Raw genomic sequence first — 26,577 nt, 5'->3', positions numbered from 1 at the left:
TCAACCCTTGTCCCGCAGCAACGAACGATCCAGCGCGTGAGCGACGACACCGACATTCCCGAGCAGAACGGTTCCGGACACACCGGCCCCGAAGGCGAATACACACGCATCGACATCGTCGATGAGATGAAGACGAGCTATCTCGATTACGCGATGAGCGTGATCGTGAGCCGCGCGCTGCCCGACGTGCGCGACGGCCTCAAGCCCGTCCATCGCCGCATTCTCTATAGCTGCCACGAAGCGGGCTACGTTGCGGGCCGCCCGTACCGCAAGTCGAGCCGCATCGTCGGTGACGTCATGGGTAAATATCACCCGCATGGCGACAGCGCGATCTACGACGCGCTGGCCCGTATGACGCAGCCCTGGTCGATGCGACTGCCGCTGATCGACGGTCAGGGCAACTTCGGCTCGATGGACCCCGATCCGCCGGCCGCCATGCGTTACACCGAAGCACGCCTCGACAAGGTGTCGAACGAGCTTCTGGCCGACATCGAGAAGGCCACGGTCGACTTCGCCGACAACTACGACGGTTCCGAAAGCGAGCCGACGGTACTGCCGGCACGCTTCCCGAACCTGCTCGTCAATGGCGCGGGCGGTATCGCCGTCGGCATGGCCACGAACATTCCGCCGCACAACCTCGGCGAAGTGATCGACGGCTGCCTTGCCATGATCGACAATCCGGCGGTCACCATCGAGGAACTGATCCAGATCATTCCGGGACCGGACTTCCCGACCGCTCCGCTGATCCTTGGCCAGGGCGGTGCCCGCAACGCGTACCTGACCGGGCGCGGCTCGATCATCATGCGCTGCCGCCACGAGATCGAGGAAGGTCGCGGCGACCGTCGCTCGATCGTGCTCACCTCGATCCCCTACCAGGTCGGCAAGGCCGGTCTCGTCGAGAAGATCGCCGAAGCCGCCAAGGACAAGCGCATCGAAGGCATCGCGGACATCCGCGACGAATCGAACCGCGAAGGCATGCGCGTGGTCATCGACCTCAAGCGCGATGCCACGCCGGAAGTCGTGCTCAACCAGGTCTGGCGCAACACTCCGGCACAGTCGAATTTCGCGGCCAACATGCTGGCCATCAAGAACGGCCGTCCCGAAGTCTTCAACCTGCGCGACATCCTCGCCTCGTTCATCCAGTTCCGCGAAGAAGTCATCACCCGCCGCACCAAGTTCGAACTGAACAAGGCGCGTGACCGGGCGCACATCTTGCTCGGCCTGGTCGTCGCGGTCTCGAACCTCGACGAAGTGGTGAAGATCATCCGCGGCGCGCCGAACCCGGCGGAAGCCCGCGCTCGCCTGCTGGCCCGCGAATGGCCGATCGGTGACATCGCGCCCTATATCCGCCTGGTCGAAGCCATCGAACCCAATGCCGAGGAAACCGGCGGCGTCTATCGCCTGTCCGAGATCCAGGTGAAGGCGATCCTCGACTTGCGCCTGCATCGCCTGACGGCGCTGGGCCGCGACGAGATCGGCGACGAACTCAAGGAACTCGCCGCCGCGATCGAGGAATATCTCTCGATCCTCTCCGACCGCGTGAAGCTTTACGGCGTCATGCGCGGCGAACTGGTGGCAGTGCGCGACCTCTATGCGACCCCGCGCGTGTCCGTGATGACCGGCGCCGCCGAAGGCATCGAGGACGAGGACCTGATCGAGCGCGAGGACATGGTCGTTACCGTGACCATGGACGGCTACATCAAGCGCACCCCGCTCTCGACCTTCCGGGCCCAGAACCGTGGCGGCAAGGGCCGCGCCGGCATGGCGACGAAGGACGAGGACGTGGTGACGACGATGTTCGTGACCTCCACGCACAATCCGGTGCTGTTCTTCTCGACCGCCGGCAAGGTCTACCGCCTCAAGGTCTACAAGCTGCCCGAAGGCGGCCCGACCACGCGCGGTCGCCCGATCGTCAACCTCCTGCCCGCGCTGGACAAGGACGAGACGATCCAGACCGTTCTCGCCCTGCCCGAGGACGAGAAGGAATGGAGCAAGCTCTCGGTCGTCTTCGCAACGGCCAAGGGCAACGTGCGCCGCAACGCGATGGACGCCTTCGCGAACATCCCGTCGAACGGCAAGTTCGCGATGAAGTTCGACGAGGACAGCGACGATCGCCTGATCGGCGTCGCGCTGCTCAGCCATCAGGACGACGTGCTGCTGGCTAGCCGCCAGGGCAAGGCAATCCGCTTTGCCGGCGACCTCGTGCGCGAATTTGCAAGTCGCACCTCGACCGGGGTCAAGGCGATGACGCTGAAGGACGACGACGAGGTCATCTCGCTCTCGATCCTCCACCGCGTCGGCGTGAAGGACCAGGACGAACGCGAGGCCTATCTGCGTTTTGCCCCGTGGAAGGGCGAAAAGGAGGGCGAACCCTCGCTCGAAGCCGATCGGTACACCTACCTGGCCGAGATGGAGCAGTTCATCCTCACGGTCTGCGCCAACGGCTATGGCAAGCTGTCCTCGGCCTACGAGTATCGCCGCACCGGTCGTGGCGGCCAGGGCATCACCAATATCGACAACATCGCCCGTAACGGCCCTGTCGTCGCAAGCTTCCCCGCCACGCGTGCGGACCAGCTCATGCTGGTCACCGATCAGGCCAAGCTGATTCGCCTGCCACTCGATTCGCTGCGCGTGATCGGCCGTGGTTCGGCGGGCGTGCGCCTGTTCAACGTCTCTGGCGGCGAACACGTGGTGAGCGCGGTGCGCCTCGATGAGGCCGAAGCGGAAGAAGTGGCCGAAGGCGACGCCATCGACACACCGGCGACCGAAGCACCCGACGCACCGGAATCCGAAGCGTGAACGATACCGTTGCGTACAAGATCCTGACCGGCGAGCAGTTCCAGCAACTGCTCGCCGACAAGGTGTTCGACGGCGCGCCGATCGACAAGGCGGACGGCTACATCCACATGTCGACCGCAGCCCAGGCCCAGGAAACGCTCGAAAAGCACTTCGCCGGACAGGACAGCCTTGTTCTCGCCGCCGTTGATCTCACGGTGCTCGGCGATGCGGTGAAGTGGGAAGTGTCGCGCGGCGACGCGCTGTTCCCGCATATTTACGCCGACCTGCCGCTTTCCGCCGTGATCGCGCACGGCCCGGTCGCTTACGACGCGGACGGCAAGCTGACCTTTCCTGCGTAAGCGGGGCGCGCTTACCCTTTCCCATCCCGTCGCAAAGGTCTAGGCGCAGGCGCCATGACATACGACGTTCACATCATCGGCGGCGGCCTTGCCGGCAGCGAAGCCGCCTGGCAGTTGGCCCGCCGCGGCTTCAAGGTGCGCCTCTCAGAAATGCGCGGCACGGGCGAGAGAAGCCCCGCGCATCAAGGCGATGGCCTGGCCGAACTGGTCTGCTCCAACTCGTTCCGCTCGGACGATCACGAAAAGAACGCCGTCGGCTTGCTCCACGAGGAAATGCGCCGCTGCGATTCGCTGATCATGTCGGCGGCGGGCAAGGCGCAGGTTCCCGCAGGATCGGCGCTCGCGGTCGACCGTGACGTGTTCTCGGCCGAAGTCGAAGCGCGCCTTGCCGCCCTGCCCAACCTCGACATCGTGCGCGAACGGATCGACGTTCTGCCCGAGGCCGGCACCACCATTGTCGCCACCGGGCCTCTCACGGCCGAAGCGCTGGCCCACAGCATCGGCGCGGCGACCGGCGCGGACAGCCTGGCGTTCTTCGATGCCATCGCCCCCATCGTCTACCGCGACACCATCGACATGGATGTGTGCTGGATGGCCTCGCGCTGGGACAAGGGCGAGACCAAGGACTACATCAACTGCCCGATGGACAAGGACCAGTACCTGGCTTTCCATCAGGCCCTGCTCGACGGCGAAAAGACCGCCTTCAAGGAATGGGAAGCCAACACGCCCTATTTCGACGGCTGTATGCCGATCGAGGTCATGGCCGAACGCGGCGTCGAAACCCTGCGGTTCGGCCCGATGAAGCCGGTCGGACTCGACAATCCGCACTGGGCGACCGAAGAGCACCCCAAGGGCCGCTGGGCCTATGCGGTTGTCCAGCTTCGGCAGGACAACAAGCTGGGCACGCTGTGGAACATGGTCGGCTTCCAGACCAAGCTCAAGCACGCCGAGCAGGTGCGCCTGTTCCGCACCATTCCGGGGCTTGAAAATGCGGAATTCGCGCGCCTCGGCGGTTTGCACCGCAATACTTTCCTGAATTCCCCGGTACTGCTGGATCGCCAGCTTCGCCTGAAAAGCGCGCCGCACGTCCGCTTTGCCGGGCAGATCACGGGCTGCGAGGGCTACGTCGAAAGCGCCGCCGTCGGCATGATGGCGGGCCTGATGACGGCAACCGAACTCGCGGGCCGCGAATGGCAGGCACCGCCGCGCACGACCGCGCTCGGCGCCCTGCTCTCGCACATCACCGGCGACGCCGAGGCGGACAGCTATCAGCCGATGAACGTCAACTTCGGCCTGTTTCCGCCGCTTCACGAGGTGAAGAAGAAGCAGCGCAAGGAGGCCTATACCGAGCGCGCCAAGGAAGACATCGCCCCCTGGCTGGCCAGCCTTTCGCCCGCCTGAGCTATTTGCAGGAACATCTGGGCTTTGGTTTCGCCGGTGGCGGAGCCGTTGACCGGAACTCCTCGGGCGTCAGGATCTGGTCGTGGTCATCGTCGGCATGGTCAAACTTGTCGACTGTCGCCACGGCCCATTCCTCGAACGTCAGCAGATTGTTGCCGTCCTTGTCGAGCTTGCGGAATGCGGATGTGCGCGTCGAGAGCATCTCCTCGCGCGTGATCCTGCCGTCACGATTGAAGTCATAACGCGAGAAACGCCGCTGTTCGCGCGTCAGCGGCGTTGCCTCCGGCAATTCGGGACCAGCAAGGTTTTCGAGATCGGCGCTGGGTATTTCGGTGGGCTGTGGCTGCGCCTGTACCACAGCCGGCGGCGGAGCGGCCTTCTCCACTTCCGCCCGGCCCTGCCACCAGAACAAGCCCAGCGACAGTAGCACAAGCACTGTCACACCGCCGAGGATGAAGCGCTGCATCGCCAAACTCCCTGAAGTCGCGCGCGGCTTATCCCCTCACCACGGCATTCCAGGGAAATTACATAACTGTTATCGCGGGCAATTCAGCGCCCCAGCAGGCCGATCTTCATGGCCTTCAGTACGGTTTTAGCGGAGCCATGCCCGCCATTGGCCATGTTCTCGCTAGCCAGCCCTTCCAGCACGGCGAGAGGACGCAGCATCCGCGAAACGCGCGCCAACCGGCCCTCCTCGGCCTGAGCCAGACGCCGCACCACCACGCTTTCACCTGGATGGTTGAGTTTGGTGGCAAGATCGGCCAGAGCCCAGCGCCGTCCGAGAGCGCGCGCAACCCCCGCCTCGCCGTCACGACCGAGCGCCTCGGCCAACCCGCCAAAAGCAGCGGCACGGCCATCCACCATCTCTTCCAGAGCCGAGGGCGCCAAGGGGGCTTCTCCCGTCAGCGCTTCCCAGCCATCGACCAGGCCGACAAGAGCACGGTGCTTGCCGTTCCAGCTTCGCAAGGCGGCCAGCAGCGGCTCGCCCTCCGGCCATTCCGCCGCGTCGCGATCCAGCGTCTCACGCCACCACGCCAGGCGGATCTGCGCCATCATCGGCTCGCGCGAATGGCGCAGCAAGCCCGCCAGGCGCTGATCGAGCGCCAGCAACGCCAGCGTCGGCAGCTTCGACCGCACAGGGGCATAGGCCAGCGCGAGTTGCATGGTCTGCGGCAGCGCAGGCAGCAAGAGATCTTCGGGGCGGCTTGAAGGGGCAGATGGCTCGAACACCCCGCCTCTCTAGCCCGCACGGCCTCGCGCGCAAGTCCGTAACGCAAAACGGCGGCGAAGCCTGAGCCTCGCCGCCGTTTCACATGTCAGCCGCGAGGCTGGATCAGCGATAGCAGACCTTGCGGACCGCCTCGACGATGCGCGGCGTATCGATCAGCGCCAGCTTCTCGAGGTTGGCCGCATAAGGCAGCGGCACGTCTTCGTTGCAGACGCGGACAACCGGGGCATCGAGGTCGTCGAAGCCGTCTTCCATGCAGATCGCGATGATTTCCGAAGCGATCGAGCAGACCGGGAAGCCTTCTTCCGCGACGACCATGCGGTTCGTCTTGGCGAGGCTGGCCAGCACGGTTTCCTTGTCGAGCGGACGCAGGGTGCGAAGGTCGATCACTTCGGCATCGATGCCTTCACCGGCCAGTTGCTCGGCAGCTTCGAGCGCAAGGCCGACGCCGATCGAGTAGGACACGATGGTCACGTCCTTGCCTTCGCGCATGATGCGCGCCTTGCCGATCGGCAGGACGTGATCATCGAGTTCGGGCAGTTCGAAGGTGCGGCCATAGACCAGTTCGTTCTCAAGGAACACGACCGGATCCTCGCTGCGGATCGCCGCCTTGAGCAGGCCCTTGGCGTCCGACGCGTCATAAGGCGCGATGACGACCAGACCCGGCACGTTGGCGTACCACGGACCATAGTTCTGCGAGTGCTGCGCGCCGACGCGGGCGGCGGCACCGTTGGGACCACGGAACACGACCGGGCAGCGCATCTGGCCGCCAGACATGTAGTTGGTCTTGGCGGCCGAGTTGATGATGTGGTCAATCGCCTGCATGGCGAAGTTGAACGTCATGAACTCGATGACCGGACGCAGACCGCCCATCGCGGCGCCGGTGCCGATACCGGCAAAGCCGTACTCGGTGATCGGGGTATCGATCACGCGGCGCGGACCGAACTCCTCGAGCAGCCCCTGGGTCACCTTGTAGGCACCCTGGTATTCGGCCACTTCCTCGCCCATCACGAAGACGCGGTCGTCGCGGCGCATTTCCTCCGCCATCGCGTCGCGCAGAGCTTCGCGGACAGTCGAGGTCTTCATGTTGGTGCCGTAAGGAACCTCAGTATCCTTCTTCGCAACCGGAGCAGGTGCTTCGGGGCGAGCCGCAGCCGCGCCGGCAGCAGGAGCAGCCTCGGCCTTGGGTGCAGCGGCCGAGACGGTCGAAGCATCTTCGCCTTCACCGGCGAGAACCGCGATCACGGTTCCAACCTTCACGCCGTCGGTGCCTTCGGCCACAAGCAGCTTGCCGACGGTGCCTTCATCGACGGCTTCGAATTCCATCGTCGCCTTGTCGGTCTCGATTTCGGCGATGATGTCACCCGAAGTGACTTCGTCGCCTTCCTTTACCAGCCAGCGGGCAAGCTTGCCCTCTTCCATCGTAGGAGAGAGCGCCGGCATCTTCAGTTCGATCGCCATCAGTAGCGCTCCACCAGGACGTCAGTATAAAGTTCAGCAGCTTCGGGCTCGGGCGAATTTTCGGCAAAGTCAGCCGATTCGGCGACGGCCGCACGCACGCGCTTGTCGATGTCCTTGAGCGCGGCTTCATCCACGCCCATGGCGATCAGTTCGTTCTTCGCGTGATCGATCGGGTCGCGCTTTTCACGCACGTCCTGAACTTCCTCGCGGCTGCGGTACTTCGCCGGATCCGACATCGAGTGGCCGCGATAGCGGTACGTGTTCAATTCCATCAGAACCGGACCGTTGCCTGCGCGGACATATTCCAGAGCCACTTCAGCAGCCTTGCGGACTTCAAGCACGTCCATGCCGTCGACCTGCATGCCAGGGATACGGAACGCGGTGCCGCGACGGTAGAAGTGCGTCTCGGCCGAGCCGCGCTTCACGGCGGTGCCCATGGCGTAGCCGTTGTTTTCGATCACGAAGATGATCGGCAGCTTCCAGAGAGCCGCCATGTTGAAGCTCTCGTAGACCTGGCCCTGGTTGGCTGCGCCGTCGCCGAAGTAGGCCATCGCGACGCCGCCGTCTTCACGGTACTTGTGCGCGAAAGCGAGGCCTGCGCCGAGCGAGACCTGCGCGCCGACGATGCCGTGGCCGCCGTAGAACTTATGCTCGACGCTGAACATGTGCATCGAGCCGCCCTTGCCGCGCGAGATACCGGCAGCGCGGCCGGTCAACTCGGCCATGATCACCTTCGGATCGATGCCGTAGGCAAGCATGTGGCCGTGGTCGCGATAGCCGGTGATGACCGAATCGCGTTCACCGTCGAGCGCGGACTGCAGGCCCACGGCAACGGCTTCCTGGCCGATGTAGAGGTGACAGAAACCGCCGATCAGGCCCAAGCCGTAAAGCTGGCCTGCGCGTTCCTCGAAGCGGCGGATGAGCAGCATCTGCTCATAGAAGTGAAGCAGCTCTTCCTTGCTGGGCTTGTAGCGCTTGTCGGCTTCCAGGGCTTCCTGGAGGCTGCGCAGCGCAAAGTCTTCGTCCTGTGCCGGTACTACGGCTGCTGGCTCGGCGCCGGACCCGGCGTCACTCTTAGCTTTGGGCAACGGGACTCCCCATCGTTGGTGCGATTGATTACCGGCCGCTTATAGGACGCCGGACGGAAATCGGAAGCGCGATGACGGAAATTTGCCGTACCCGGCACAAAAATTATGGCGAATGGAAATGTTGCATCGCAGCATGATGCTGAACGAAGCTTAGGAGCAAAGCCCTGAAAGGCGCAAAATCAGCGCTTGATCAGCATGACCATTTCATCAGGGCGCGCCACATTGAGGTTCGAGCGCAGCAGTTCACCGGCAAGATCGGGGTCAACCTTGCTGGAATCGAGCAAGGCAACGCGATTTTTCAGTCGATCGCGCTGGCCTTCCAGTTCAGCCAGCTTTTCGTGGCGCTGCTCAAGAAGACGCTGATTTTCGCCCCAGGCGAGCACGCCACTGGGTCCGGCGATTACGAAACCACCCATGAGCAGAAGCAGGGCCAGGGCACCGCCCTGAACCAGTCGCTCTTTCGCAAGGTTGTTGTCGTGATGCATGGCCCTCATGCCGTGATAGAATCACAAGTGATTCCGCGTTGCAAGCACGAATATTACCCGATTCGCCCCCACCAGCGACAGACCTGCGCGCCACGCTGCACCGCAAAATGAACAATTTAGGTGTTGATAAGTTTTACGCGCCAGCAACATCAAGCGGGCGGATCACTCGGTGGAACATTGCCGATGGCCTTGTTGATGGCAGCTAGGCGGGTTCGCAGCCGGGCATCGCTCTCGTCCAGATCCCGCTGTGCCCCCACAACCGCACGGCGAGCGTCGATCACCGGAAGGTAGTTGACCTGCCCTGCCCGGTGGCGCGCCTCCACCAGCGCGGCATGCGCCCCTGCGTGATCCAGCCGCATCGCGAGGTCGGAACGGACCTGCCATTCAGCCGTATAGCCGGTCAGCGCATCGTCGATCTCCTGCCAGGCCTTCAGCACCGTGACCTGGAAATTCACAGCAGCCTCGCGCTCTTCCAGCTTGCGGACCTGTACCGCCGCGCGGCGACGGCCACCATCGAATAGCGGCAGGCTGAGGCTGGGGCCGATCTGCCAGGTCCGGCTCGCCCAGTCGAACAGGTTCTGCGCGCGATAGCTTTCCAGGGCAAACCCGCCGCCGAGCGTGATGCTCGGATAGAGGTCAGCCGTCGCCACGCCGATCTGCGCGGTTGCCGCATGGAGCCTTGCTTCGGCAGCCCGCACGTCGGGCCGCCGAAGCGCCACTTCGGATGGCAACCCAAGGGACATGTCGGGCAGGCCCGGCGGCATCGGGCCGAACGGCGCCGGTTTCAACAAGTCGCGCAAGCCCCCGGGCTGCACGCCGAGTGCAACGGCGATTCGATTGGCCTGCACCGCCTCCTCGGCCCGTGCCTTCGGAAGACCGACCTGCGAGGCGCGCAAGCTTGCGGAATCGGTTTCGATCGCGGCGTGATCGCTCAGGCCTCCAGCCATCCGCGCGCGAGTGAGCTCGACCCGGCTTTGCAGGAGAGAGATGTCATCGGACGCTGCCCGGACCTGCATCTGGGCGCTTCGCATGGCAAAATAGGCCTGCGCGACTTCAGCGGTAACCGCCAGCCGCGTGAGGTCCAGCAAGGCACCCTGCTGATCGACGCCGGCATCCGCCGCCTCGACCGAACGCCGGACCTTGCCCCAGAGGTCGATTTCCCACCCCGCATCGAAGCCGGCCTGATAGTCGGTGAACGGATCACCGATGACCTTGGTGATCTCGTCCCGATTGGAGCCGGCAAGGGCATTGAACAGGCGCGTAGACGCACCGTTCTCGCTCATGCGTTCACGCGTCACGCCGCCGCTGGCGTTGACTTGCGGCAGAGCCGCGGAGGCGATTCCCCCGCGCTGGGCCCGGGCCTGGGCATAATGAAGCGCCGCCGTCTGAAGATCGGGACTGGCAGCCAGGGCCCTGCGCTCCAAATCGTCCAGAACAGGATCGCCAAGCAAAGTCCACCACTGCGCCGGCATCGCCTGCGTCCCTGCCGGAACGGCAACAACATCGCCGCTCCCACTGCGCCACTGCGACCAATCGCCGGGGGCGACCACCACCGGCGCCTTGAAATTCGGGCCCACCGTGCAGGCCGACATGCCGAGGCAGAGAGCAAGCGCGCCGCCAACCGGCAGCCAGGCAATGGTCCGGGCACGAGACATGGCCAATTATCCTCAGGAAAGCCGGTGGCGGAACAGCCACGCGGAAAGCGGCAGGGTCACCGCCGCGACCGCGAGTAGCGGCACGAAGTTGATGGCGATCTCGCCGAGTCCGGCGCCTTCAAGGTAGACCCGGCGTACGATGGCGACCCCGAACCTCAGCGGGTTCACATAAGTCGCATATTGGAGAACCAGCGGCATGTTGCGGATGGGGGTCAACAAGCCGGACAGCAAGGTCAGCGGCATGATCAGCACGAAGGAATACAGCATCGCCTGCTGCATGTTCAGCGCGAAAGCCGATAGCGTCATGCCGATGCCGACTGCGGCGATATTGAAGCAAAGAAGGCCAAAATACAGGAGGAACGGCGAACCGCTCATCGGTATCCGGAACCAGAGCAACACGATCAGCATCACGATCGTCGATTGCAGGAGCCCGACGACGATGGATGGCAGCGCCTTGCCGACCAGTATCTGCAAGGGTGTCATCGGCGTGACGAGAAGCTGGTCGAACGTCCCCTGCTCCCGCTCGCGCGCCACCGAAAGGGCTGCCAGCAGCATGGTCTGAAGCATCGACAGCGTCGCGATCATGGCCGGCATGATCTGCCAGCGCGACTCCAGGTTGGGGTTGAACCAGGCGCGCCGTACGACGGCGACCCCCTGCCCGCCCGAGCGCGAGGCATTGAGCGCCCGCACCACGGCACTGACGTAGGACGCCGCAGCCCCCGCCGTCGTCGAATTGCGACCGTCGAACACGACTTGCACCTCGCCATTGCCCCCGCTGGCCAGCTTGCGATCGAAATCAGCAGGAATGGTGACGGCCATCAGCACCTTCTGACGGTCTATCAGCGGTGCGATCTGGTTGGCGCTCACAAGCGTCGCCTGCCGGGTGAACACCCCCGTCCCGTCAAGCCGCGCGATGAGTTCGCTGGCAGCCTGACCCCGGCTCTGGTCAAGCACGGCATAGGGCACATGTTGCAGATCGAGGATCGCGCCATAGCCGAACAGCAAGGTCTGGATGAAAGCCGGCGCGAACAGGATGATGCGGTTGGCGGGATCCTTGAAAAGCGCCAGCACTTCCTTGCGGAACAGGAAGGCAACTTCCCCCAGCCACCCGAGGACCGAGGCCAACATAGGAGGCAGAGCGCGGCCGGATTCACGGTCCATCGCGTCAGCCCAGCCGCTTGCGCAATGTTCTGCGCGTAAGGAATGTGAGAACGACGATATAGCCTAGCAGGATTGCGCTGTTGCGGGCGACCAAGCCCCAGTCGGTGCCCGCGAGGAACAGCGTCTTAATCACGCCCATAAAGTGCGTTGCCGGAAGAATTTCCGCAACGATGCGGACGGCGAGCGGAATGTTGCGGAGATCGAAGACGAAACCGGACAGCATCAGCGCCGGCATGAAGCTGGCGAGCAGGGCCACCTGGCTGGCCGCGAACTGGTTGCGGGTAACGCCGGATATCAGCAGTCCCACCAACAGCGACACCAGCAGATAGAGGAAAGACACCAGGACGATCGCCACCAGTGACCCGCGGATCGGCACGGCAAACAGCACGACCGCCGCGATGATGCACATCGCCAGATCGATCAGGCCGATGATGATATACGGGGCCAGTTTGGCAAGCACGAGTTCCAGCGGCCGCACCGGCGTGACGAACAGCGCCTCCAGCGTGCCGCGCTCCCATTCGCGCGCGATCAGCAGCGAACTGAGGAAGGCGCCGACCAGCGTCATGATCAGCACGACGAGGCCCGGCACCAGGTACCAGCGGCTGTTGCCTTCCTCGTTGAACCAGGTCCGGGTCATCAGCGTGACCGTGCCAGTGGCCATACCACCGCCGCGATCCGCCTGCCGAGCCATGGCGGTGGCGATAGCGCCCTGCACATAGGCCTCGAGCGTCTGCGCCGTGGTCGAATCGACGCCGTTGAGGACGAGCTGCACCTGCGCACCGCCCTTCACCTGGCGACTGGCGAAATCGCCGGGGATCTGGACGATGGCATCCACCTTGCCATCCACAAGCATCCGGCTGGCCTCCTCCATCGTCTGGACGTCGACAGGGTCGAGGTACGGCGAACCGCGCAGCCCCGACACCAGCTCGCTCACAGTTTCGGAGCGATCCTGGATCACCAGTGCAACCGGCGCATCCCTGACGTCGAACGAGAGGCCATAACCGAACAGCAGGATCAGCACGACCGGTAGCAACAACCCCACCATCAGGTTGCTGCGATCGCGCAGCATCTGGCGGGTTTCCTTGCGCACCAGGGCGACCAGACGGGTGGTGAAGCCGCTGTCGTCCGCGGAGGTGTTGCGCGCATCGCTCATGCCGCGGACCTTCCCTTGACCCGGCCCTGCTCGACGATGGCGATGAAGGCTTGGTTCATGTCGTCCACGCTTTCACCGCCAGCCTGCTCGCGCACTTGCCGGGGAGTGCCAAGTGCCAGCATGCGGCCTGCGTCCTGGATGGCGATGCGGTCGCAATACTCGGCCTCTTCCATGAAGTGGGTGGTGACGATCACGGTCACCCCCGATTGCGACAGCGATGTGATCGTGCGCCAGAACGCCCGGCGCGCCAGCGGATCGATGCCGCTGGTCGGTTCGTCGAGGAACAGGATCTCCGGCGCGTGCACGAGGCCCGCCGCCATGGCGAGGCGCTGCTTGTAGCCGTGAGGCAAAGCCCCGCTGGCCGCCGCACCGTCGAGCCCGAACTGATCGAGAATGGCGTGGACGCGCTGCTTCAGCACAGTCCCGCGCAGCCCATAGGCACCGCCGAAAAATTCGAGGTTCTCGCGCACCGTGAGATTGGCATAGAGCGAGAATTTCTGCGCCACATAACCGATCTTGCGCCGCGCCTCGGAGCGCGCACGGCGCAAGTTCACGCCAGCGACTTCCAGCGTGCCGCTGGTCGCCGGAAGCAATCCGCACAGCATGCGGAAGGTCGTTGTCTTGCCCGCGCCATTGGGGCCGAGCAACCCGAATATCTCGCCGCGCCGGACATCGAACGAGGTATTGGCGACGGCCGTGAAATCCCCGAAACGGCGCACCAGATCGCGCACATGAATGACCGCTTCGCCCGCGGCATCCTCCTTTGCCGCCAGCCGTATTTCCGGGATTGCCGCATCGCGCGGCGCATTCGGCTTCGGGGCGTCATGCTGGCGCAGCAGCAGCATGAAAGCGTCTTCCAGCTCCTCGCCGCGCGGTTCGACCGGGCGCCCCTGGAGCAGATCCGCCATGCCGTCCGCCGGGCAATCGCTCTGGCGGATAAAACGGACGGCGCCGCCGCGCGGCACGGCATCCACCACCCGCTCCGGAGCATCGATCAGTCTGGCCTGCAGATCGCGCGCAGGCGTGCCGGGTTCGGGCGTGACGCGATAGGTGAGGCCAGCTGCCCTTGCGGTAATCGCCTGAGGCCGGTCCTGGGCCAGCAGCCGTCCGTGATCCATGACCAGCACGTCGTCGCAGCGCCCCGCCTCGTCCATGTAGGCGGTACTGACGAGGACACTGAGGCCATCGGAGGCAATCAACTGCTCGATGATCTCCCAGAGATCGCGGCGCGACAGGGGGTCGACACCCACGCTCGGCTCGTCCAGCAGAAGCAGGTCGGGAACGCGCACGAGCGTGCAGGCCAGCCCCAGCTTCTGTTTCATGCCCCCCGACAGATTGCCCGCTGCCCGCGCGGTAAAGCGGGCCATATCGGTCATTTCCAGCATGCGGCGGAAACGTTCGGCCCGCACCTCCTGCGGCACGCCGTGAAGATCTGCATAAAGATCGAGATTTTCCTGAACGGAAAGATCTTCATAAAGACCAAATCTTTGCGGCATATAGCTGATACGGTTCTGAACTGCCTGCGGATCGGCAGCGACATCTGTACCCAACACTTCGAGCGACCCGCCATCCGGCTTCAGCAGCCCGCTCACCATGCGCATCAGCGTGGTCTTGCCCGCACCGTCCGGCCCCACCAGGGCCGAAATCGTTCCTCGCTTCAGCGAGAACGTCAGATCGTGGACGGCATCAAACGGACGGCCGTCCGCCCCGGCGAAGACCTTGCGCAGGCCTTCGCAGACGACGGTGCAATCGCTCACCGTGGCGATCCGGCCTTCGCGGCGCCCGCGTCGATGCGTACCGTCACCGGCTGTCCGAGCCGAAGCCGGCCCTGCCGGTCGTCCACACGCACCCGCACTTCGTAGACCAGCGCGGTACGCAGCGATTCGGTCTCCACCGACTTGGGTGTGAATTCGGCGACCGAGGAAATGTACCCGATCGTTCCGGCAACCGGCTGATCGGGGAAACTGTCACTGGTCACGGCAGCCCGCTGCCCCATGCGGACCCGGCCAAGGTCGGCCTCCTCGACATAGACCCGGATCCACTTGGGACTGGTGAGCGCCAGTTCGTAAGCCGGTTTCTGCGGTGCGGCCATGTCGCCCACTTCGAGCAGGCGTGAACGCACGACCGCATCCGATGGCGCCTTGAGTGCGCCCTGATCGATCTGGTGTGTCAGCAGCGCCAGTTGCGCCTCGGCGCTCTTCACCTGGGCTTCTGCGGCAGCGATGTCCTCCGATCGCGGGCCGCGCAGGGCCAGCCGCAGCGCGGCATCCACCTCCCTGAGCTGCGCCTTGGCGACTTGCGAGGCATTGCGCGCCTGATCGAGTTCCTGGGCGCTCACGCCGCGCCCGTCGGTGCTTGCGGATACCGTTTGCGCCCGCTGGTAATCGTCCGCGGCGCGCCGTGCCGTGGCCTGCGCGGAGGCGAGCCGTGCCCGTGCCTGCGCGATGTCTTCAGGGCGCGTGCCGTTCTGCAGCTTGAGCAGGCTTTCGCGCATCGCCGCCAGCTGGGCTTCGGCATTGCGTGCCTGCAGACCGAGGCTGACCGTGTCGAGCCGGGCGATGATCTGCCCGGCCCTGACGGCATCGCCTTCCTCCACCGCCATCTGAATGACGCGGCCAGACCCGTCAAAAGCCAGTGAAACCTGACGAATATCGACATTGCCGTGCAGGATGATCGCATCCTGCTCCTTGCCGCTTCGGGTGAACCAGAATACCAGCCCGGCCGCCAGCAGTATTGCCACCACACCTGCGGCGACCACGGACTTCTTCATCGACGTACCTCGCCAAGCGTTTCGGGAATCGGAAAAGTACTCACGCTTTACCAGTCACATAGTGACACTGCGTTGGCGCAAATCAAATCGTGTTTACGCATAGGGAAGCGAGGTCTCGCAGCGCCTGCGCAGTGAGGGTTTCCCCAAGCCGCAAAAATGCTCTAGGCGCTGCGCCATGCTGAATATTCGCGATATCACAGTCCGTCTCGGCGGGCGCACCATTCTCGACCAGGCTGCCGCCACCATTCCCAAGGACGGCAAGGTCGGCCTGATCGGCCGCAACGGCGCGGGCAAGTCCACGCTGGTGAAGGCGATCATCGGCCAGCTGGAACCCGATGGCGGCTCGGTGGAGATGCCGCGCCGGGCCCGTCTCGGCTATATCGCCCAGGAAGCCCCTAGCGGCACCAGAACCGCCCTTGAAGCGGTCCTGGACGCCGATACCGAGCGCAAGGAACTGCTTGCCGAATCCGAAACCTGCGTCGACCCCCATCGCCTTGGAGACGTCCACGAACGCCTCCTCGCGATCGACGCCTATACCGGTGAGGCACGCGCCGCGCGCATCCTTGTCGGCCTCGGCTTCGACGAGGAGATGCAGAACCGTCCGCTCGACAGTTTCTCCGGCGGCTGGAAGATGCGCGTCGCGCTCGCCGGCCTGCTGTTCTCGCAGCCCGACGTGCTGCTGCTCGACGAACCTTCGAACCACCTCGACCTCGAAGCGACGCTGTGGCTGGAGAATTTCCTCCAGACGTATCCCAAGACGCTGATCGTCATCAGCCACGAACGCGATTTGCTGAACAACGTGGTCGATCACATCCTGCATCTCCAGCAGGGCAAGCTGACGCTTTATCCGGGCACGTACGACAGCTTCGAGCGCATCCGTGCCGAACGCGCCGCGCAGGCGGCCGCCGCGCGCGCCAATCAGGATGCGCAGCGCAAGAAGCTGGCCGAATACGTCGCCCGCAACTCCGCCCGCGCCTCGACCGCAAAGCAGGCGCAGTCGCGCGCCAAGATGCTGGCCAAGATGCAGCCGATCGCGGCCATGGCCGAGGATTCCTCGCTCAGCTTCGATTTCCCCAGCCCCGACGAACTGCGCCCGCCGCTGGTCACGCTGGACCTTGCCGCGGTCGGCTACGAGGCCGACAAGCCGATCCTGCGCCGCTTGAACCTGCGCATCGACCCCGAGGACCGCATTGCCCTCCTCGGCCGCAACGGCAACGGCAAGACCACGCTGGCGCGCCTGCTGGCCCGTCAGCTGGAGCCGATGGAAGGTTCGCTGAGCTTCTCGCCCAAGATCCGCATCGGCTACTTCACGCAGTACCAGGTCGAGGAACTGCCCTCGGATTCGACGCCGCTGGAACTGATGACCCGCGCGATGGAAGGCAAGCCGCCGGTTGCCGTGCGCGGGCAGCTCGGCCGCTTCGGCTTTTCCGGGGACCGGGCGACGGCGCAGATCTCCACGCTTTCGGGCGGCGAGCGCGCGCGCCTTGCACTGGCGCTGGTCACCCGCGACGCGCCGCACATGCTGATCCTCGACGAACCGACCAACCACCTTGACGTCGACGCGCGCGAGGCACTGGTGCAGGCGCTCAACCAGTTCGAGGGCGCGGTCATCCTCGTCAGCCACGACCGCCACATGGTCGAACTCGCTGCAGACCGGCTGGTGCTGGTCGATCAGGGCACGGCGGCCAATTACGACGGCTCGATGGAGGACTACATCGACTTCGTGCTCGGCCGCAACCAGCCCAAGGGCGACGGCAAGGCGCAGGCCGATGCCAAGCCCGCCCGCAAGAACGGCGCCGTCGCGCGCGAGGAACTGAAGGCCCTGCGCAAGAAGGTTTCCGAGACCGAGACGCGCATGAAGCGCATCCAGCAGCAGATCGAGGCGCTCGATGCCGCGCTGGCCGATCCCACCTCGGTCAAGGGCGATCTCGCCAAGCTGGGTATCGGTGAGATCGGCAAGCGCCGCACCCAGGCTGCCGAGGACCTCGAAGTCGCGGAACAGGGCTGGTTCGAGGCCAGCGAGGCCATGGACGAATACATGGGCGGCGGCGCATGAGTGTCGCTTTCCGGCGCGACGGGGACGAGGAGCATCTCGAGCCCAAGTTCGAAGTGCCGATCCCGCCGGGACCGAACCTCGTCACTGCCGCAGGCCGCGCCCTGATCGACACCCGCATAGCGGCGCTGGAGGCGGACATCCCTGCCCTGACCGACGAAACCGCACTCAATGCCGCCAAGCGCGACTTGCGTTACTGGCGCAAGCGGCTGGCAACGGCCGAAGTTCAACCCGCGCCGTCGGGCGAGCGGGCCATGTTCGGGCACCGTGTCCGCTTCGTGCTCAATGGCAAGGAGCGCGAGGTGCACATCGTCGGCCATGACGAGGCCGATCCCGCCAAGGGCGCGCTGGCGTTTACCGCCCCGCTTGCCCGTGCCTTGCTGGGTGCGGAAGTCGGCGAATTCGTCGATTTCAATGGGCAGGAAGAGGCTATCGAGGTGCTCGCCCTGAACAGCTGACGCACCGGCCACCGGCGCCCTGACGCCGACCGCGTTCGACCGCGTTCGAGCATCAGGGGCGCAAAAAAAGGCGGGGTGGTGAACCCCGCCTTTTTTCATGACCTGACGGCCGGAAAGCCGCTTACCAGTTGCCCTTCTTCGGCTTCTTGTGGAACGGCTTGCCGCCGCCGCCACTACGCTCGGGACGGGCGCCGCCGGTCGGGCGCGGCTGGTAGCGCTGGCCTTCATAGCCGCCACGACCACCTTCCTCACGGCCGCCATGCGGCTTGCGGCCGCGGCCCTGCGGGCCTTCGCGGCGGCGTTCACGGGCGACTTCGCGCGGGGTATCCTGCGCCTGCACGATGCGGATGGTGTTCTCCACGTCGCCGCTATCCTCGTTCGCCGTACGCTCGACGGCGCGAACGAACTGTTCGGCCTGCGCGCGCGGGATCTGGAAGTAGGTCTCGTTGGCCATGATGCGGATCTGGCCGACCGCGTTGCGGGTAACATGACCACGGCGGCACAGCAGCGGCAGGATCCAGCGCGGATCGGCGTGCTGCTGACGGCCCACGTCCATGGTGAACCAAACCACGTCGTCGAAGCCGGGACGCTGGCGCGCCTCGCGGGCCTCGGGGCTGTTGCCGATGAGCTCTTCCGGCTGCGGCATGGCGGCGCGGTGAGCGCGGACCAGGGCAGCGGCCAGATCCTCGGCGCTCACCTTTTCGAGGATTTCGCGGGCGATCTCGCGATCTTCCTCGTCAGCCTCGACCGGGGCGAGCAGCTTTTCCATCAGGCGGCCACGGTCGGCGGCGCGGATGACCTCGGGGGTCGGCGCGGCCACCCATTCGGCCTCGATGCGCGCACCGCGCAGCATGCCTTCGACGCGGCGACGGCGCGGGAACGGCACGATGAGCACGGCCGTGCCCTTCTTGCCGGCGCGGCCGGTGCGCCCCGAACGGTGCTGCAGCGTTTCGGCATCGCGCGGGATTTCCACGTGGATGACGAGCGTGAGCGAGGGAAGATCGATGCCGCGCGCGGCAACGTCGGTGGCGACGCAGACGCGGGCGCGCTTGTCGCGCAGCGCCTGGAGCGCGTTGTTGCGCTCGTTCTGCGAGTGATCGCCCGAAAGCGCCACGGCCGAGAAGCCGCGCTCGGTCAGCGTCGAGTGCAGGTGCTTCACATTGTCGCGGGTGGCGCAGAACAGGATCGCGGTTTCGGCGTCGTGAAGGCGCAGCAGGTTGACCACCGCGTTCTCGACGTCGGCCGGGGCAACGGTGACCGCCTGATAGGAAATGTCGCCGTGGCCGCGGTTCTCGCTGATCGTCGAGATGCGCAGCGCATCGGTCTGGTAGCGGCGGGCCAGCGCCTCGATCGGGCGCGGCATGGTGGCCGAGAACAGCAGCGTGCGGCGGCTCTCCGGCATCGCGTCGAGCATTTCTTCCAGGTCTTCGCGGAAGCCCATGTCGAGCATCTCGTCGGCTTCGTCGAGCACGACGACGCGCAGCGCCGAGAGGTCGAGCTTGCCGCGTTCCAGATGGTCGCGCAGGCGGCCCGGGGTGCCCACCACGATCGTCGCACCGCGTTCGAGCGCCTTGCGCTCGCGCACCGGGTCCATGCCGCCGACGCAAGTGACGATGCGCGCGCCGGTCTTGCCGTAGAGCCATTCAAGCTCGCGGCTGACCTGCTGCGCCAGTTCGCGCGTGGGGGCAATGGCGAGGGCCAGCGGCGCCTCGGCGTAAGGAATCGAACCGTCCGCCAGCAGTTCGTCGCTCATGGCGATGCCGAAAGCGACGGTCTTGCCCGAGCCGGTCTGCGCAGAAACCACGAGGTCGCGCCCGCGCGCTTCGGCTTCCGAAACGGCGGCCTGAACGGGGGTCAGGGCCTCGTAGCCCTGCGCCGTGAGGGCGTCGGCAAGGGGCTGGGGGAGCTGTGAAAAAGTCATGAGTTTGTGAATCAGTCCTGTGCCGCTTGCGCGGTCTCATGGGGGTAAGTTGCCGTGGAGTGTTTTTGTGCGACCCAATGGTCCTTGAACGCCCCATAGCGGAAAAATCCACGTTTGGCGCGTCCCAATTTCACATCGTTCATCGCAGCAGTCGCAAGACTGCGGATCTACCAGTCCGGCGGCGTCACGGAATGGTCACGCTGTGCGCATAGTCCGCTCAGCGGGGACCGCAAGCAAAAAACAGGAACTGCATCAACTTGGCACCACGTCACCCCAAGCGCCTGCTGGCCTCGATCCACGATGTCGGGCCGGCAAGCGAACGCGCCGTATTGCAACTGGCGGACATTCTGGAAGCGCGGCTGGGCGGGCCGAACTTCGCCATGCTGGTGGTGCCGGACCATTGGGGCCACCATCCGCTGGCCAGGGACAAGGCCTTCCAGGCACGGCTGCGGCACTGGTCCGATCGCGGGATCGAGATGTTCGTGCACGGCTGGTTCCACAAGGACATGGTCGCGCTCGGCAGCGGCCACACCAATGTCGCCGCGCGCTTCAAGGCCCGCCACATGACCGCTGGCGAAGGCGAATTTCTCGGCCTCGACGACACGACCGCGCTCGCCCGGATGCTGGAAGGCAAGGCGCTGGTCGAAGACGTGATCGGGCGCGAGAGTGCCGGATTCATTGCACCGGCATGGCTCTACGGGGACGGCGCGCGGACCGCGCTGCGCAAGGCCCGCTTCGCCCTCAGCGAGGACCACTGGCGGGTATGGGACGCATCGACCGACCAGGTGCTGGCCAAGGGACCGGTGATCACCTGGGCGAGCCGCTCGGCGATGCGCACGGCATCCTCGCTCGCCTTTGCCGGGATCGCCCGTGCCGCGCTGGGCGCCCTCGATACGGTGCGCATCGCCGTGCACCCCGGAGACGTCACCAGGCCCTCGCTGCTCGCCAGCATCGATGCCACCCTCAGCCGCTTCGCCAGGACGCATCGGCCGGCCCGCTATGGCGAATTGCGCGCTCCGGCACGCCCCGTCGGAATGACTGTTTGAATACGGTTTCCAATCCAGCGAATGACAGCGCCGGGAGCGTCACGAACCCGACACGATAGCCGAAGTACCGCGACACCGGCCGCCGAAGCTGCGGTCTTGATCGGTCGCGAAATTTTGCGCGCAGCGACTGCGGAGCGATGCAGTCGGTGACGTCGGGGGTAGCATGAACGACAAGCTCAGGATCGTCATTCCGATCCACAGTCTCGATCCGGGGGGAGTGGAACGCGTCGCGCTCGGCCTCGCGGTGCACTGGGACCGTGCGGGACACGATGTGGTGATCGTGCTGGGCCGCTCAGCCAGCAGCCACCTGACCAGCGCCCCGGCGCTCGATTACTGGCAGCTCCCCGCCCCCTTCCCCACCGCGTCCTGGGAGACGCCGTGGATGATCCACTGCCTCCACAGCTACCTCCTCAAGAACGACGCCGATGTGGTGTTCCTTGCGGGCAACACGTACGCGGTGGTCGGCGCGGCCTTGCGGCTGATGCTGGGCGAGCAGATGCCGCCGATGATGCTCAAGGTCAGCAACGCCCTGCACCGGCCCGACATGCCGCCCCTGCTGCGCAGCGGTTACCGGGCCTGGCTGCGGACGCAGGGGCGGATGTTCGACCGCCTGATCGCGCTGTCCGAACCGATGGCGCGCGAGATCCGCGAGATCGCCGATGCCCATCCCCGGCAGGTCGCGACGATCGCCAACCCCGTTCTCGGACGCCGCCGCCTGGCCGACCTCGCCCGCATCGAACGGCGCCCCGCCTCGGCCTGGGGCACCCGCTATCTTGCCGCCGGACGGCTGGTCCCGCAAAAGAACTACGGCCTGATGCTGCGCGCCTTCGCGCGCTCCGCCCGCCCCGGCGACACCCTGACGATCGCCGGCGAAGGTCCCGAACGCGCCGCCATCGAGCGGCTGGCCGGCGAACTGGGCATAGCCGACCGGCTGCACCTTCCCGGCCATCTCGCCTCGATCGACCCCTTGCTCGCCCTGGCCGACGCCTTCGTGCTGAGTTCCGACTACGAAGGCCTGCCGGGCGTCGTCGTCGAGGCACTGGCGAGCGGCCTGCCGGTGCTCGCCACCGACTGCTGCGTTTCGATGGCCTGCCTGCTGGAAGAGGAGCGCACCGGCCTGCTGGTGCCGACCGGCGACGAGCAGGCCTTTGCGGCGGGGCTGGCCCGCCTGCGCGAATTCCGCGGCGACCCGGCCCGCGCCCGGGCCATCGCCGCGCGCTACGAAATCGAGGGTGCAGCCTCACGTTACCTGGACCTCATGGAAAAACTGCGCCGCGAAAACGAGCGCAGCCGCCAGCGGATGCGCGACACCAGCGCCTGGCTGTCTCCTGCCCCCCGGCAGCGAACGCTTTGAGCATCCGCGCACACCTTCGGAGAATCGCGTGACCGAAATCGTCACGGCCATGGCACCCGCTTCAATCGGCGCCGACGGCCCCACCATTCAGCTTACCCCGCAGGACCGCAGCCCCCATCGCGGCAGGCAGGCCCTGTTCTCGATCGTGCTCTCGCTCGCGGTCATCGCTGCCGTCATCCACGAGATGGGCGGCCTTGAAGTCGCGAAGATGCGCGCGATGATGCCGATGGGCATCGGCTTCTGGCTGGTCTTCGCCGCCGGATACCTCGTGACGCCGGCCAGCGAGTGGCTGATCTTCCACCGCCTCTGGGGCATTCCGGCGGGCGGCATGCTCGCGCTGATGCGCAAGAAGATCTACAACGAGCTGCTCCTCGGCTATCTCGGCGAGGCCTATTTCTACACCTGGGCGCGCAAACGCGTCTCGCTGGCGGCGGCGCCGTTCGGCGCGGTGAAGGACGTGGCGATCCTCTCGGCGATGACCGGCAACGGGGTGACCATGCTGCTGGTGGCGATCATGCTGCCGATGGTGGGCATGACCCGCCTCGGTCTCGATTCGCACATGCTGGTCTATTCGCTGGCGATCCTGCTGGCGGTCTCGGTCGGCGCCATGGTGTTCCGCCGCAAGGTCTTCACCCTGCCGCGCGCCGACCTGGTGATGATCACGCAGGTCCACCTTGCCCGCATTGCCTTCACCACGCTGGCCAATGCCGTGATGTGGCACATCGTCCTGCCGCAAGTGCCGCTGAGCTGGTGGCTGTTCCTGGCAACGCTGCGCCTGCTCGTCTCTCGCCTGCCGCTGATGCCCAACAAGGACCTGCTGTTTGCCGGTTTCGCGGTGCTGGCACTCGGCCACGAGGGCGACATCGGCGCGCTGATGACGCTGATGGCGGGCCTGCTGCTGGCCGCCCACCTCGTGCTTGGCGGCCTGCTCGCCGTGCGCGACCTGATCGCACCGGAGGCCAGCGCATGAGCCTTGCCCTGCTGCTCCCGCTCGCCATGGCGGCGGCGATCCCTTCCACCCCTGATCTCGGCAAGGCCGAGGGCCAGTGCCGTGCGGGCGAGCGCGGCCCGGCCTTCGAGGTGGAGGTGCTTGGCCTCAAGGACCGCGCCGGCAAGCTGAAGCTGGAAGTCTACCCGGCAAACGAGCAGGACTTCCTGGCTGACGACAACGTGCTAGTCATGGCCGGCAAGACCTTCCGCCGCGTGGAAGTGCCGGTCCCCGCCAGCGGCACGCCAAGGCTCTGCGTGCGCCTGCCCGGCCCCGGCACTTATGCCGTCAGCCTGCTGCACGACCGCGACAACGACCGCCGTTTCAGCTGGCGGATCGACGGCATCGGCTTTTCCGGAAACCCCAGGCTCGGCTGGGGCAAGCCTGCCGTGCGCAATGTTGCCGTCAGCGCCGGCAGCGGCCTCACCGCACTGCGCATCGTGATGAACTACCGCAGCGGGCTGGGCGTAGCCCCGCTCAAGTCCCCACCCAGACAGGAATCCTGAACCATGCGGATTGTCGATGTCTGCGCCTTCTATTCCCCCCAGGGCGGCGGCGTGCGCACTTATGTCGAACAGAAGCTGCGGATCGGCCCGGCGCTCGGCCACGAGATCGTCATTCTGGCCCCCGGCGACGAGGATGCGGTGATCGAGCGCGACCCCGGCGCCCGCATCGTCACCCTCAAGAGCCCCCGCTTCCCGCTCGACCGCAAGTACTGGTACTTCAACGAGGCGCCGCGCCTCCACGCCGCACTCGATGCCCTCGCCCCCGATTTCGTCGAGGCGACCTCGCCCTGGCGCAGTGCCGGGCTGGTGGCGGACTGGGCCTCGCCGACACCGCGCAGCCTCGTCATGCATGCCGATCCGCTGTCCGCCTATGCCTATCGCTGGCTGGGCGACGTGTTCTCGCGCCAGACCATCGACCGGCAGTTCTCGATGTTCTGGCAGCACTTGCGCCGCAATTCACGCCGCTACGACTATGTCGTCTGCGCCAATAGCGACCTCTCCCGCCGCCTCGACGAAGGCGGCGTAAGCCGCACGGTGACGATCCCGATGGGGGTGGAGGCGAACCGCTTCTCGCCGCTCCATCGCGATCCCGCCTTGCGCGCGCGGCTCCTGGCCGACTGCGACTTGCCCGAAAGTGCCGCGCTGCTGCTGGCGATCGGCCGCCTCGCGCCCGAAAAGCGCTGGCCGCTGGTGATCGACGCGGTGAGCATGGCCAGCCAGCAGAGCCCGATCGGGCTGGTGATGCTGGGAGAAGGACGCGAGCAGCGCACGATCCTGCGCCATATCGCCGGCAACCCGCATGTGCGCCTTTATGAGCCCGAGCGCGACCGTGCCGCTTTTGCCCGGATCATGGCGAGTGCGGACGGCCTCGTCCATGGCTGCGAGGCGGAGACGTTCTGCATGACCGCCGCCGAAGCACGGGCCAGCGGGGTTCCGGTGATCGTTCCCGATGCCGGGGGCGCTGCCGACCATGCCCGCGGCGGCGCAGGCCGGACCTATGCGGCGGCCGATGTCCATGCCGCCGCCGAAGCGATCCGCTCGGTGGTGCGCGAACGCCCGCGTCCCGCCGCCACGGCGCGCACGATGGACGAGCATTTCGGGGATCTTTTCGCGGCCTACGAAGCGCGCCTGCGCCATCGCCGCGCGGCCTGAGCGTCTGATCCGAAACTATCGTTTCGCATAGTTCGGCACCGGCCCTCTCCCCCACCCGACCACCCATAAGGTACTGTCGTCGAGTGGTCGGGTGGGGGAGAGGGCCGGTGTCGCAGAGTGCCCGCCCCTATCGGGCGGGCACTCTGCGAGCCATCACTTACCTTCCCAGCCCCCGCCGAGCGCCAGGAACACGGCGATCTGGTCATCCACCAGCGAGGCTTCCGCCGCCGCGTGGTTGACTTGCGCGGAGGCGAGGTTCGCCTGCGCCGTCAGCAACGACAGCAGATCGCTGCGACCGAAGCGGAACAGCTTGGCCGCCTGCGCCGAGGAAACCCCGGCGCTGGACGTTGCACTCCCGAGCGCGGCAGCACGGTCGGTATCGCGCGCATAAGTCTCCAGCGCCGTTTCGGTGCCGCGCAGAGCATCCAGCACGACCGCGTCGAACCTGGCGATATCGCCTTCGACTTGCGCATTGGCCGCATCGATCCGCGCCTTGACGACCGGACGGTTCGGGAAGCTCCAGTTCAGCAGCGGACCAAGGCTGAAGCCGAAGCTATGCGTCTTGCCGAGGTTCTCCAGCTTGCCGTCATTGATGATGCCGCCGCCGATGCTGACGGTGGGATAGAGGTCTGCCGTGGCGACGCCGATCCTTGCGGTGTCGCCCGCGATGGTCCGTTCGGCCTGACGGATGTCGGGTCGGCGACGGATCATCGCCGCACCGTCTCCCACCGGCATCGGTGAGCGCAGCCTTGGCAGCGCGGCGCAGCTCTCGACATCCGCAGGGTATTGTGCGGGTGGTTTGCCCAACAGCGTCGCCAGCAGATAGAGCGCCGCCTTGCGCTTGGCGGTGAAGGCCGGAAGGCTGGCCTTGCTGGTCTCCACTGCCGTGCGGGAACGGCTGACGTCGAACGCGGTGCCGCGTCCGCCGCGTTGCAGCCGGGTGGTGGCGGTGAGCGTCTGCTGCTGGAGCGCGATCACCTTCTCGACCGTCGCCTGCTGGTAATTCGCCGCGCAGACGTCCGCATAGGCCTTGGTGACTGCCGCCGCGACGCTGATGCGCACGGCATCGCGCGCTGCCTCGACAGCCTCGCGGTCGGCCAGGCTGCCCTCGATCGCGCGCTTCAGCTTGCCATTGAGGTCAAGCGGATAAGTGACTGAAAAACCGAGGTCGTAAGTCAGCACACCCGGCATGTTGGTGCCGGCCGAAGTGGTCGTATAGTCCCGCTCGAGGTCGGCGTCGGCCAGCACCGAAGTGCCCAGCGTCTTCTGCCCGGTCGCCTCGCGCACCACGGCATCGGCGCGGCGCAAGTTGGCATCGGCCGCCCGCAAGTTGGCATTGGCCTCCAGCGCCTGCTCGACCAGCGCATCGAGGCGCGGATCATCGTAGAGGCTCCACCAGCGGTCCGGCAGCGGCTCCTGCGAGAACTCCGGCCCCTGCCCCGAGGCGAAGGCACCATTGGCGGAAGGCATGGTCGCCACCGAATGCTCCGGCGGCTTGTAGTCGGGACCGGCAACGCAGCCGGCCAGCATGGCCATCGCGCCGAGCGAGGCGGCTCCAAG

The 26,577-nt window shown here is 65.9% G+C and carries 22 protein-coding genes; 10 read left to right on the top strand and 12 right to left on the bottom strand.

What is annotated here, in order from left to right; genetic code table 11:
* Positions 1-36 precede the first annotated feature (36 nt).
* From gyrA to trmFO, 3 genes are read left to right on the top strand one after another with little or no spacing between them, the layout of a single operon-like run.
* Positions 37-2,799 (top strand): DNA gyrase subunit A, encoded by a 2,763-nt coding sequence (gene gyrA, locus OKA11_RS11040; RefSeq protein WP_379489278.1) that lies wholly within the window; start codon positions 37-39, stop codon positions 2,797-2,799.
* A complete protein-coding gene (locus OKA11_RS11035) occupies positions 2,796-3,137 on the top strand; it encodes a DUF952 domain-containing protein (RefSeq protein ID WP_267220220.1) in 342 nt (113 codons plus the stop codon). The genes gyrA and OKA11_RS11035 overlap by 4 nt, the downstream gene beginning before the upstream one ends.
* A gap of 54 nt (positions 3,138-3,191) precedes the next feature.
* On the top strand, positions 3,192-4,538 hold the full coding sequence (trmFO, locus tag OKA11_RS11030; RefSeq protein WP_267220219.1) for a methylenetetrahydrofolate--tRNA-(uracil(54)-C(5))-methyltransferase (FADH(2)-oxidizing) TrmFO: 1,347 nt from the start codon (positions 3,192-3,194) through the stop codon (positions 4,536-4,538).
* A 1-nt stretch (position 4,539) separates the two neighbouring features.
* On the opposite strand, the gene OKA11_RS11025 is transcribed toward trmFO, so the two are convergent.
* The 10 genes from OKA11_RS11025 to OKA11_RS10980 form a co-directional block, all read right to left on the bottom strand.
* On the bottom strand, positions 4,540-5,004 hold the full coding sequence (locus OKA11_RS11025; protein WP_267220218.1) for an EF-hand domain-containing protein: 465 nt from the start codon (positions 5,002-5,004) through the stop codon (positions 4,540-4,542).
* Positions 5,005-5,087: 83 nt separating this feature from the next.
* Positions 5,088-5,768, bottom strand: coding sequence for a hypothetical protein (locus OKA11_RS11020; RefSeq protein WP_267220217.1), 681 nt, complete (start codon positions 5,766-5,768; stop codon positions 5,088-5,090).
* 103 nt (positions 5,769-5,871) lie between these two features.
* Positions 5,872-7,227 carry a pyruvate dehydrogenase complex E1 component subunit beta gene (locus OKA11_RS11015; RefSeq protein WP_267220216.1) on the bottom strand — a complete coding sequence of 452 codons (1,356 nt, stop codon included), beginning with the start codon at positions 7,225-7,227 and terminating at the stop codon, positions 5,872-5,874.
* Positions 7,227-8,315, bottom strand: a complete 1,089-nt coding sequence (pdhA, locus tag OKA11_RS11010) for a pyruvate dehydrogenase (acetyl-transferring) E1 component subunit alpha (RefSeq protein WP_142633781.1) — start codon at positions 8,313-8,315, stop codon at positions 7,227-7,229. The genes OKA11_RS11015 and pdhA overlap by 1 nt, the downstream gene beginning before the upstream one ends.
* Positions 8,316-8,494: 179 nt before the next feature.
* On the bottom strand, positions 8,495-8,809 hold the full coding sequence (locus tag OKA11_RS11005) for an FtsB family cell division protein (RefSeq protein ID WP_142633783.1): 315 nt from the start codon (positions 8,807-8,809) through the stop codon (positions 8,495-8,497).
* A 140-nt stretch (positions 8,810-8,949) separates the two neighbouring features.
* Positions 8,950-10,455 (bottom strand): efflux transporter outer membrane subunit, encoded by a 1,506-nt coding sequence (locus tag OKA11_RS11000; protein WP_267220215.1) that lies wholly within the window; start codon positions 10,453-10,455, stop codon positions 8,950-8,952.
* 12 nt (positions 10,456-10,467) lie between these two features.
* On the bottom strand, positions 10,468-11,616 hold the full coding sequence (locus OKA11_RS10995) for an ABC transporter permease (protein ID WP_267220214.1): 1,149 nt from the start codon (positions 11,614-11,616) through the stop codon (positions 10,468-10,470).
* 4 nt (positions 11,617-11,620) lie between these two features.
* On the bottom strand, positions 11,621-12,769 hold the full coding sequence (locus OKA11_RS10990; RefSeq protein ID WP_267220213.1) for an ABC transporter permease: 1,149 nt from the start codon (positions 12,767-12,769) through the stop codon (positions 11,621-11,623).
* Positions 12,766-14,526 (bottom strand): ATP-binding cassette domain-containing protein, encoded by a 1,761-nt coding sequence (locus OKA11_RS10985; protein ID WP_267220212.1) that lies wholly within the window; start codon positions 14,524-14,526, stop codon positions 12,766-12,768. The genes OKA11_RS10990 and OKA11_RS10985 overlap by 4 nt, the downstream gene beginning before the upstream one ends.
* Entirely contained in the window at positions 14,523-15,539 is a 1,017-nt protein-coding gene (locus tag OKA11_RS10980; protein ID WP_267220211.1) for an HlyD family efflux transporter periplasmic adaptor subunit, read from the bottom strand. Before OKA11_RS10980 ends, OKA11_RS10985 begins: the two co-directional genes overlap by 4 nt.
* 175 nt (positions 15,540-15,714) lie before the next feature.
* On the opposite strand from OKA11_RS10980, the gene OKA11_RS10975 reads away from it, so the two are divergent.
* Together OKA11_RS10975 and OKA11_RS10970 are read left to right on the top strand one after the other, a co-directional pair.
* A complete protein-coding gene (locus tag OKA11_RS10975) occupies positions 15,715-17,595 on the top strand; it encodes an ATP-binding cassette domain-containing protein (protein ID WP_267220210.1) in 1,881 nt (626 codons plus the stop codon).
* A complete protein-coding gene (locus OKA11_RS10970; protein ID WP_267220209.1) occupies positions 17,592-18,050 on the top strand; it encodes a GreA/GreB family elongation factor in 459 nt (152 codons plus the stop codon). The genes OKA11_RS10975 and OKA11_RS10970 overlap by 4 nt, the downstream gene beginning before the upstream one ends.
* A 121-nt stretch (positions 18,051-18,171) precedes the next feature.
* Here the strand turns inward: OKA11_RS10970 and OKA11_RS10965 are convergent, their stop codons facing one another.
* A complete protein-coding gene (locus tag OKA11_RS10965) occupies positions 18,172-19,971 on the bottom strand; it encodes a DEAD/DEAH box helicase (RefSeq protein WP_267220208.1) in 1,800 nt (599 codons plus the stop codon).
* A 257-nt stretch (positions 19,972-20,228) separates the two neighbouring features.
* Between OKA11_RS10965 and OKA11_RS10960 the strand changes: the two genes are divergently transcribed.
* The 5 genes from OKA11_RS10960 to OKA11_RS10940 all read left to right on the top strand — a co-directional run bounded on the left by OKA11_RS10960 (position 20,229) and on the right by OKA11_RS10940 (position 25,017).
* Entirely contained in the window at positions 20,229-21,017 is a 789-nt protein-coding gene (locus tag OKA11_RS10960; protein ID WP_267220207.1) for a polysaccharide deacetylase family protein, read from the top strand.
* Positions 21,018-21,180: 163 nt separating this feature from the next.
* Positions 21,181-22,371 (top strand): glycosyltransferase, encoded by a 1,191-nt coding sequence (locus OKA11_RS10955; RefSeq protein WP_267220206.1) that lies wholly within the window; start codon positions 21,181-21,183, stop codon positions 22,369-22,371.
* A 28-nt stretch (positions 22,372-22,399) separates the two neighbouring features.
* The gene (locus OKA11_RS10950; protein ID WP_267220205.1) at positions 22,400-23,341 is read left to right on the top strand and encodes a hypothetical protein; all 942 of its coding nucleotides are present in this window, start codon (positions 22,400-22,402) and stop codon (positions 23,339-23,341) included.
* On the top strand, positions 23,338-23,865 hold the full coding sequence (locus OKA11_RS10945; protein WP_267220204.1) for a DUF2141 domain-containing protein: 528 nt from the start codon (positions 23,338-23,340) through the stop codon (positions 23,863-23,865). Before OKA11_RS10950 ends, OKA11_RS10945 begins: the two co-directional genes overlap by 4 nt.
* A gap of 3 nt (positions 23,866-23,868) precedes the next feature.
* Positions 23,869-25,017 carry a glycosyltransferase gene (locus tag OKA11_RS10940; protein ID WP_267220203.1) on the top strand — a complete coding sequence of 383 codons (1,149 nt, stop codon included), beginning with the start codon at positions 23,869-23,871 and terminating at the stop codon, positions 25,015-25,017.
* 153 nt (positions 25,018-25,170) lie between these two features.
* Here OKA11_RS10940 and OKA11_RS10935 read toward each other — a convergent pair whose 3' ends face one another.
* On the bottom strand, positions 25,171-26,553 hold the full coding sequence (locus OKA11_RS10935) for an efflux transporter outer membrane subunit (RefSeq protein WP_267220260.1): 1,383 nt from the start codon (positions 26,551-26,553) through the stop codon (positions 25,171-25,173).
* Positions 26,554-26,577: the final 24 nt, after the last annotated feature.

Origin of the sequence: Novosphingobium clariflavum (assembly GCF_026420865.1) — a bacterium.
GTDB classification, from domain to species: Bacteria; Pseudomonadota; Alphaproteobacteria; order Sphingomonadales; family Sphingomonadaceae; genus Novosphingobium; species Novosphingobium clariflavum.
Note: the sequence above shows the minus strand (reverse complement) of the source record. Positions and strands in the feature narration are given on the sequence as shown.